The 8,467-nt window shown below is 64.2% G+C and carries 7 protein-coding genes; 6 read left to right on the top strand and 1 reads right to left on the bottom strand.

All coding sequences use genetic code 11. The features are described 5' to 3' along the window. Window positions 1-172: 172 nt before the first annotated feature. Both mutL and miaA read left to right on the top strand, forming a co-directional pair. Window positions 173-2,239 (top strand): DNA mismatch repair endonuclease MutL, encoded by a 2,067-nt coding sequence (gene mutL / locus QOC89_RS10115; RefSeq protein ID WP_323044882.1) that lies wholly within the window; start codon window positions 173-175, stop codon window positions 2,237-2,239. A 43-nt stretch (window positions 2,240-2,282) separates the two neighbouring features. Continuing rightward, a complete protein-coding gene (gene miaA, locus QOC89_RS10110; RefSeq protein WP_323044881.1) occupies window positions 2,283-3,230 on the top strand; it encodes a tRNA (adenosine(37)-N6)-dimethylallyltransferase MiaA in 948 nt (315 codons plus the stop codon). Between the two features lie 98 nt (window positions 3,231-3,328). Here miaA and purM read toward each other — a convergent pair whose 3' ends face one another. Beyond that, the gene (purM, locus tag QOC89_RS10105) at window positions 3,329-4,396 is read right to left on the bottom strand and encodes a phosphoribosylformylglycinamidine cyclo-ligase (RefSeq protein WP_323044880.1); all 1,068 of its coding nucleotides are present in this window, start codon (window positions 4,394-4,396) and stop codon (window positions 3,329-3,331) included. A gap of 159 nt (window positions 4,397-4,555) precedes the next feature. On the opposite strand from purM, the gene QOC89_RS10100 reads away from it, so the two are divergent. The 4 genes from QOC89_RS10100 to pcnB all read left to right on the top strand — a co-directional run. Continuing rightward, window positions 4,556-5,632 (top strand): AI-2E family transporter, encoded by a 1,077-nt coding sequence (locus QOC89_RS10100; protein WP_323044879.1) that lies wholly within the window; start codon window positions 4,556-4,558, stop codon window positions 5,630-5,632. A gap of 86 nt (window positions 5,633-5,718) precedes the next feature. Next, the gene (gene hda, locus QOC89_RS10095) at window positions 5,719-6,504 is read left to right on the top strand and encodes a DnaA regulatory inactivator Hda (RefSeq protein WP_323044878.1); all 786 of its coding nucleotides are present in this window, start codon (window positions 5,719-5,721) and stop codon (window positions 6,502-6,504) included. Continuing rightward, window positions 6,497-7,183 (top strand): HAD family hydrolase, encoded by a 687-nt coding sequence (locus QOC89_RS10090; protein ID WP_323044877.1) that lies wholly within the window; start codon window positions 6,497-6,499, stop codon window positions 7,181-7,183. The genes hda and QOC89_RS10090 overlap by 8 nt, the downstream gene beginning before the upstream one ends. Then, window positions 7,180-8,467, top strand: a 1,288-nt coding sequence (gene pcnB, locus QOC89_RS10085) for a polynucleotide adenylyltransferase PcnB (protein WP_323044876.1), incomplete at its 3' end; no start/stop codon positions are given. The genes QOC89_RS10090 and pcnB, both read left to right, overlap by 4 nt.

The following is an 8,467-nucleotide window of genomic DNA, read 5'->3' as shown; positions in this document are numbered from 1 at the left end:
ACCGAAAGTGCCCGGGTACGATTAAAAATCTGGCGTGCGCGGACATTATTTCGGCGTCATGGGAGGCTTCTGCGGTCCGACCATCGCCGGCGCAAGAGCGCGCCGATCCATCGCATCGACTTCGCGTCGACCCACATCGAGCCGGCTCGCGCCGAATCGCTATAATTTCGCCATGTCAGAATTCTCCGAAACGCCAGCCGGTACCGCCGACGCCGCTGCGGTTTCCGCCGCCGCGCCCATCCCACGCCCGTTGCGGGCGATCCAGCCCCTTCCCGACCAGCTGATCAGCCAGATTGCCGCCGGTGAAGTGGTCGAGCGGCCGGCCTCAGTGGTCAAGGAATTACTGGAGAATGCGCTCGACGCCGGCGCGCAGACGCTGCGTATCCTGCTCGACGAAGGCGGCGTCAAACGCATTTCGATCACCGACGACGGTTGCGGCATCCCCGAAAACGAACTCGCGCTGGCACTGATGCGTCACGCGACCAGCAAGATTCGCTCGCTGGCCGAACTGGAAGCGGTCGCGACACTGGGGTTTCGCGGTGAGGCGCTGGCGTCGATTGCATCAGTCGCGCAGATGAGCATCACGAGCCGCACCGCCGAGGCGCCGCATGCCGTGCGCGTCGATGCGCAAACCGGTGTGCTGAGTCCCGCCGCCGGCACCCAAGGCACCACGATCGAAGTCCGCGAGCTGTACTTCAACACACCCGCGCGCCGCAAATTCCTGAAAAGCGAGCAGACCGAACTCGGTCACTGCCTCGAACAGATTCGCCGCGCCGCGCTCGCACGGCCGGATGTGGCGATTTCGGTCCTGCATAACGGCAAGGCGGTCGAACACTGGAACGCCAGCGAGCCGCCTGCGCGGGTGGCGAAGATTCTGGGCGAAACCTTTGCGACGGCTCATTTGCCGCTCGATGAATCCGCCGGACCGCTCGCCGTCTACGGTTGCGCGGGTCTGCCGACCGCGAGCCGCGGGCGCGCCGATCAGCAGTATTTCTTCGTCAATGGCCGCTTCGTGCGCGACAAGCTGCTCACGCACGCGGTGCGCGCCGCTTACGAAGACGTGCTGCACGGCGACCGCTATCCGTCCTACGTGCTGTTTCTCGATCTGCCGCCCGAGGCGGTCGACGTGAACGTGCACCCGTCGAAAATCGAAGTGCGGTTTCGCGATTCACGTTCGATTCACCAGTTCGTGTTTCACGCCGTGCAGCGCGCGTTGGCGCGGCACGCGGGCGCGTCGCCGGAAACGACCGCCGGCGGCCATGCCGCGCATCTGCAAGCATCGGCAGGTGGGCCGGCCTCGTTCGGCGGTACGCCGCTGGGTGGTGCGGGCGGCGGCTTCGGCAGCGGCATTGGCGCGAATGCAGCCGCGGGCGCAGGCGGCCTCGGTGGCGGGACGGGTAACGGGATGAGTAGCGGATTCGGATCCTCGCAGCCCGGCAATACGTGGATGCGCCAGGCGCGCATGACGCAAGGCACGCTGCCGGTTGCCCAACCGCTGGCCTTCTACGACGCCCTCTTCGGCCGTAGAGACACCAACACCGGCACAGTCGAAGGCGCGACGCTCTTCGAAGCGCGCGATTCTGCCGCCGAGGCGCCCGCGCCCTACAACACGTCCGTACCCTCCTACGCGTCGCCCGTTTTCAATGCGGCCGACGAGCAGCCGCTCGGCTTCGCCCTCGGCCAGATTCACGGCATCTACGTGCTCGCGCAGAACGCGCATGGACTCGTGATTGTCGATATGCACGCCGCGCACGAGCGCATTCTGTACGAGCAGTTCAAGAACGCCATGGCCGATCGCACGATTGCCGTGCAGCCGCTCCTGATCCCGCAGACCATGCAGGCCGATCCGGTCGAAATCGGCACGGTCGAAGAAGAGCGCGACACGCTCGACGCACTCGGTTTCGACCTCGCCGTGCTGTCGCCCACCACGCTTGCAATTCGCGCCGTGCCTGCGTTGCTGAAAGACGCCGATCTGCAGGCGCTGGCCCGCGCGGTCCTCTCCGACCTGCATGCGTTCGGCGGCTCACGTGTGTTGACCGAGCGTCAGCACGAACTGCTCGGCACGCTCGCGTGCCATCACGCGGTGCGCGCGAACCGGCGTTTGACGCTCGATGAGATGAACGCGCTGCTGCGCCAGATGGAGGCGACCGAGCGCGCCGACCAGTGCAATCACGGCCGTCCGACGTGGTACCAGTTGACGCTGTCCGATCTCGATCGGCTGTTCATGCGTGGGCAATGACGGTGCATCTGATTACGTTTCTTCAGCGCGCGCCGTTTTGCCTATGACCTCGCCAAAGTCCACGCCGATCCCTTGCCTGCTGGGTCCGACCGCATCCGGCAAGACCGCTGCCGCGCTGGCATTGGCCGCACGGCGGCCGGTGGAAATCATCAGCGTCGATTCAGCGCTGGTGTATCGCGAGATGGATATCGGCACGGCCAAGCCAACGGCTGAAGAGCGCGCGGTGGCGCCGCATCATCTGATCGATATCGTCGATCCGGCGGATGCGTATTCGGCGGCGGGGTTTCGTAGCGACGCGTTGCGTCTGATCGGCGAGATCAGCGCGCGCGGGCGCCTACCGTTATTGGTCGGCGGGACGATGCTGTATTACAAGGCCCTCACGCAAGGCCTGAACGATCTGCCCGCTGCCGATGCCGAGGTGCGCGCAGCACTTGACGCCGACGCCGCACGCGACGGCTGGCCGGCGCTGCATGCGCGGCTTGCCGCTGTCGATCCTGTTACGGCCGCGCGTCTCGCGCCGAACGATTCGCAGCGGATTCAACGGGCGCTCGAAGTTTTCATGCTGACCGGGCAAGCAATGTCCGCGTTGCTGGCCGCGCCCGCTCGCGTCGATAGCGATGCGCAGGCCTGGCGCTTCGTGCCGATTGCGCTCGAGCCGTCCGAGCGCAGCGTGCTGCATGCACGCATCGAAAAGCGCTTCGATGCGATGCTGGCTGAAGGCTTCATCGACGAAGTGGTGAAATTGCGCGAGCGCGGGGATTTGTTGCCCGAGATGCCGTCCATGCGTTGCGTGGGATACCGGCAGGTCTGGGAATATCTCGATGGGGCGGTCGACTATTCGACCATGCGCGACAAGGGGGTCTTTGCCACCCGGCAATTGTGCAAGCGGCAACTCACGTGGCTGCGCGGCATGACAGAGCGGGTTGTGGTTGATTGCTGCGATCCCGGCGCGACTGCGAAGGTTGTCGGCTTGATTGAAGAATTGATTTGAGGTGTTCGCCCGCGCGGCGTTTTCTTTCCGTACACCGCGCGGGTCAAGCAGCCGTTGTTTAAACTGGCCGTTCCGGCTGGTCGCTCAAGCTGTTCTGTTTAAACCACGACCGTCTGAGCTTCACCGGCCGCGCTTTCGCGAATCACGCCGATCTTCCAGACCTGCTCGCCGGCAGCCGACAACAGCCCGATCGCCGCATCGGCGTCGGCGGCGGACACCACCACCGCCATTCCGATCCCGCAATTGAATACGCGGTGCATTTCCGCATCTGCCACGCCGCCGTGCTTCTGCAGCCACGCGAACAGCGGCGGCATCGGCCAGCCGCGATGATCGAGTTCAGCCGTCAGACCCTCACGCAAAACGCGCGGAATATTTTCGACGAGGCCGCCGCCCGTGATGTGCGCCATGCCCTTCACAGCAATCTGCTGCATCAACGCCAGCAAGGGCTTCACGTAAATATGCGTGGGCGCCATCAACGCATCGGCCAGCGAGCGGCCATCGAAGTCCGCGTTCAGATCAGGCTGCGCACGCTCGATGATCTTGCGCACCAGCGAAAAACCATTCGAATGGATACCGCTGGAAGCCAAACCCAGCACCACATCGCCCGGGGCAATCGTGCTGCCGTCGATAATCTTGCTCTTTTCCACCGCGCCGACCGCGAAGCCGGCGAGATCGTATTCGCCGTCCGGATACATGCCCGGCATTTCAGCCGTCTCGCCGCCGATCAACGCGCAACCCGCCAGTTCGCAACCCTGCGCGATCCCCTTGACGACGGTTGCCGCAGTAGCGACGTCCAGCTTGCCGCAAGCGAAATAATCGAGGAAAAACAGGGGCTCGGCGCCTTGCACCAGAATGTCGTTGACGCTCATCGCGACCAGATCCTGGCCGACCGTGTCATGCTTGTTCAGTTGAAACGCGAGGCGCAGCTTGGTACCGACACCGTCCGTGCCCGACACCAGCACCGGCTCCTTGTATTTCTTCGGCACTTCAAACAGCGCGCCAAACCCGCCGATGCCGCCCAGCACGCCGTCGCGCATCGTCTTTTTGGCAAAGGGCTTGATCGCATCGACAAGGGCGTCGCCCGCGTCGATATCCACGCCGGCGTCGCGATACGACAAACCTTGGGCCGAATCAGTTGAATTCGGGGCCGATTTCGGTTGATTCATGGGGAAGAGCTCGAAGGTCGGTAAAATGCGATTTTACCCGATGCCGACCAGAGTTGGCGCTTCAGCGCTTACTCTGGTCCCATACAGAGTTGCCGGCCGGCTGGCTGGAATTTGAATCATCCTGAATGATCCGGTCGCGACGAGACCAGGGAAACAACTTTGCAACAGAATTCCTCGATCCTGACCCCTGTGCAGCGCCGCGCCTTTACCTGGCTGGCGATCGCGCTGGGCGTCGGCATTCTGCTCTGGCTCCTGAGCCCGGTGCTGACGCCGTTCCTGCTGGGCGCCATTCTCGCGTACATTCTGCAACCGGGCGTCGCGTGGATGGTGCGCCGGCGTGTGCCACGCGCCCTTGCCGCCTTGCTGATGATGCTGCTGTTCTCGCTGCTGATAACGCTGCTCGTGCTGCTGGTGCTGGCCGTGATCCAGAAAGAGGGCCCGCAACTCAGGCAGCAGGTGCCGGTGTTCTTCACCCACGTCAACAGCTGGCTGCACCCCAAGCTCGCGCTGCTGGGTCTCGCTGATTCGCTCGATTTCGCCAGCATCCGCGATCTCGTGATGGGCCAGCTGGAAGGCAGCGCGCAGACCGTGGCGGCGTATGCATGGGCCTACCTTCGCACCAGCGGCAACGTGATGATGACGGTGGTCGGCAATGCCGTGCTGGTGCCGCTCGTGCTGTTCTATCTGCTGTACGACTGGAACCGCATGCTCACCCGCGTGCAGAGCGTGGTGCCGCGCCGCTGGCTCGACAAGACGCTGCAGCTCGCACGCGACATGGACCAGATGCTGTCGCAATACCTGCGCGGCCAGCTGCTCGTGATGGGCGTACTGGCGGTCTACTATGCGCTTGCGCTGACCGTCGCCGGCTTTGAAATCGCGTTGCCGGTGGGTATTTTCACGGGCCTTGCGGTGTTCATCCCGTACATTGGGTTTGCCACCGGTCTCGCGCTGGCGCTGCTCGCGGCACTGCTGCAGTTCGGCGACTGGTACGGCTTCGGCGCGGTCGCGCTGATTTACGGCGTCGGCCAGATCGTGGAAAGCTTTTATCTCACGCCGCGCCTCGTCGGCGAACGGATCGGACTGCACCCGCTCGCGGTCATCTTCGCGTTGCTCGCGTTCGGTCAGCTGTTCGGCTTTTTCGGTGTGTTGCTGGCGCTGCCGGTCAGCGCGATTCTCTCGGTGGCGATGCGCGAGTTGCGCCAAAGCTATCTGGCGAGCACGCTTTACAACAACTGACCGCTCATCGGACCGCCCAGCGAATTTTTACGGCCCGAGGTTCGGGCCATCTGCGGCCCACGCTTCATTTTCGGCATTAACCTACTGTGCTTCGTCAACTGACGCTCGATCTCGGCACCCCGCCGCCATCGACATTCGACAATTTCTTCGCCGGCGCCAACGCCGAGCTGGTCACGCGGCTGCGCGAGCTCGACAACGCGCTCGCGGCCGGGCCAGTGGCCGATCGCACCTTCTACATCTGGGGCGAGGCCGGCAGCGGCCGCACCCATCTGCTGCAGGCGCTGGTTCACGAAGCGCCACCGGGTCACGCACGTTTTGCCGGTCCGCAGAGCAGCCTCGCCGCCTTCACGTTCGACCCGCGCGTCGCGCTGTATGCGATCGACGATTGCGACAGCCTGTCCGCGGCGCAGCAGATCGCCGTATTCAACCTGTTCAACGAAGTGCGCGCGCATCCCACCAGCGCGCTCGTCGCGGCCGGCAATGCGCCGCCGATCGGCATGACGGTGCGCGAGGATCTGCGCACGCGCCTCGGCTGGGGCCTCGTGTTTCACCTCGCGCCGCTGCCGGACGAAGGCAAGGCCGCGGTGCTGAAACACGCGGCGCGCGAGCGCGGCATCATGCTCGCCGACGACGTCCCCGCCTACCTGCTCACGCATTTTCGCCGCGATATGCCGAGCCTGATGGGCTTGCTCGACGCGCTCGACCGCTTCTCGCTCGAACAGAAACGCGCGGTCACGCTGCCACTTCTGCGCATCATGCTGAACTCGCCCGACGCCGAGGACCGGCGCACGGCGCCCACCTCCTCAACGTCGCCCGCCGCTTCATCTGCGTCCCCCGCCCCCGCTTCAAGTAAAATAGGCCCCCATGGCTAACCTCGCACTCTTCGATCTCGACCACACGCTCATTCCCACCGACAGCGACCACGAATGGGGCCGCTTCATGGTGAAACAAGGCATGGTCGACGCCGAAAATTTCGGCCGTGAAAACGACCGCTTTTTCGCCGACTACAAGGCCGGCAAGCTGGACATTCACGCTTATCTGATCGCCATGCTCACGCCGCTCGCAAAATATTCGCGCGCCCAGCTGGCCGAGCTTCACGCGCAGTACATGCATGAAGTCATCACGCCGGCGATCTTTCCGGTCGCGCTGGAACTGGTCAGAGAGCATCGCGAAGCAGGCGACCTCTGCTGCGTGGTCACCGCCACCAACGAATTCATCACGCGCCCGATCGCCCAGGCGTTCGGTGTCGATGCGCTGATCGCCTGCGAAGCGGAAACCGTCGACGGCCAGCCGCATTCGCCGTACACCGGCCGCCCCACCGGCACGCCGAGCTATAAAGAAGGCAAGATCGTCCGTACCGAGGCATGGCTGGCTTCGCTCGGCAAGACCTGGACCGATTTCGAGCGCAGCTATTTCTATAGCGACTCGCACAACGACATCCCGCTGCTCGAAAAGGTCACCGATCCGATCGCGACCAATCCCGACGACACATTGCGCGCCCATGCGCAGGCCAAAGGCTGGCGCATCCTCGAACTCTTTCAACCCTCGTGATCAAAAAACTTATCCGCAAGCTATTCGGCCAGGACCCAGCGCCCGCTGACGACACCCCGCACGCTAAGGCCGAAGCAGACGTAGCCGACGAGGCATCGGCACGCACCGCGTCCAGCGCCGGCAAAGCGCGCCGCAAACCGGCCCGCCCGGCGGCCAAAGCCGTGCGGGACCCCGACGTGCCGGTCATCATTCCGCACGACGTGCATGGCATCGATCAGTCGCTGATCTCGAGGAACGCGATTCGCGTCACCGAAGGCCTGCAGGAAGCGGGGCATCGCGCGTTCATCGTCGGCGGCGCGGTGCGCGATCTGCTGCTCGGCATCAAGCCGAAAGATTTCGACGTCGCGACCGACGCCACGCCCGAACAGGTACAGAAATTGTTCCGCCGCGCCCGCATCATCGGCCGCCGGTTTCAGATCGTGCATGTGCAGTTCGGCCAGGAAATCATCGAAACCTCGACCTTCCGTGCGCTGGTCGATCCGCCCGCCGCCGACGCACCGCCCGCGCGCCGCCTGAAGCGCGACGAGCTCGATCGCCGCACCCATGCGGTGGACGCCAGCGGCCGCGTGCTGCGCGACAACGTGTGGGGCGAGCAGCACGAAGACGCCACGCGGCGCGACTTCACGATCAACGCGATGTACTACGATCCGGCCACCCAAACCGTGCTGGACTATCACAACGGCATGGCCGACATGCGCGCCCGTCTGTTGCGCATGATCGGCGACCCGGCCACGCGTTATCGCGAGGATCCGGTGCGCATGCTGCGCGTGGTGCGTTTTGCCGCGAAGCTCGACTTCGAGATCGAAGACACGACCCGCGCGCCGATCGCCAACATGGCCGATCTGATCAACAACGTGCCGGCCGCGCGTCTGTTCGACGAGATGCTCAAGCTGATGTTGTCCGGCCACGCGCTCGCCTGTTTGAAACGCCTGCGTCAGGAAGGCCTGCATCATGGTCTGTTGCCGCTCCTCGATGTGGTGCTGGAACAGCCGATCGGCGAGAAATTCATCACGCTCGCGCTGACCAACACCGACGCCCGCGTGCGCGCCGGCAAGCCGGTTTCGCCGGGCTTCCTGTTCGCCACGCTGCTATGGCACGACGTCCAGACGCGCTGGCAACAATTTGAGGCGAACGGTGAATATCCGGTGCCGGCGCTGCATCGCGCGATGGACGAAGTGCTCGACATGCAAACCGAGAAACTCGCGATCCACAAGCGCTTTTCGTCGGATATGCGCGAGATCTGGGGCCTGCAGTTGCGCCTCGAGAAACGCTCGGGAAGAAGCG

The sequence above is a fragment of the Paraburkholderia sp. genome (genome assembly GCF_034668105.1).
GTDB lineage: Bacteria > Pseudomonadota > Gammaproteobacteria > Burkholderiales > Burkholderiaceae > Paraburkholderia.
The sequence above is the reverse complement of the archived record's forward strand: the minus strand, read 5'-3'. Positions and strand labels throughout refer to the sequence as shown.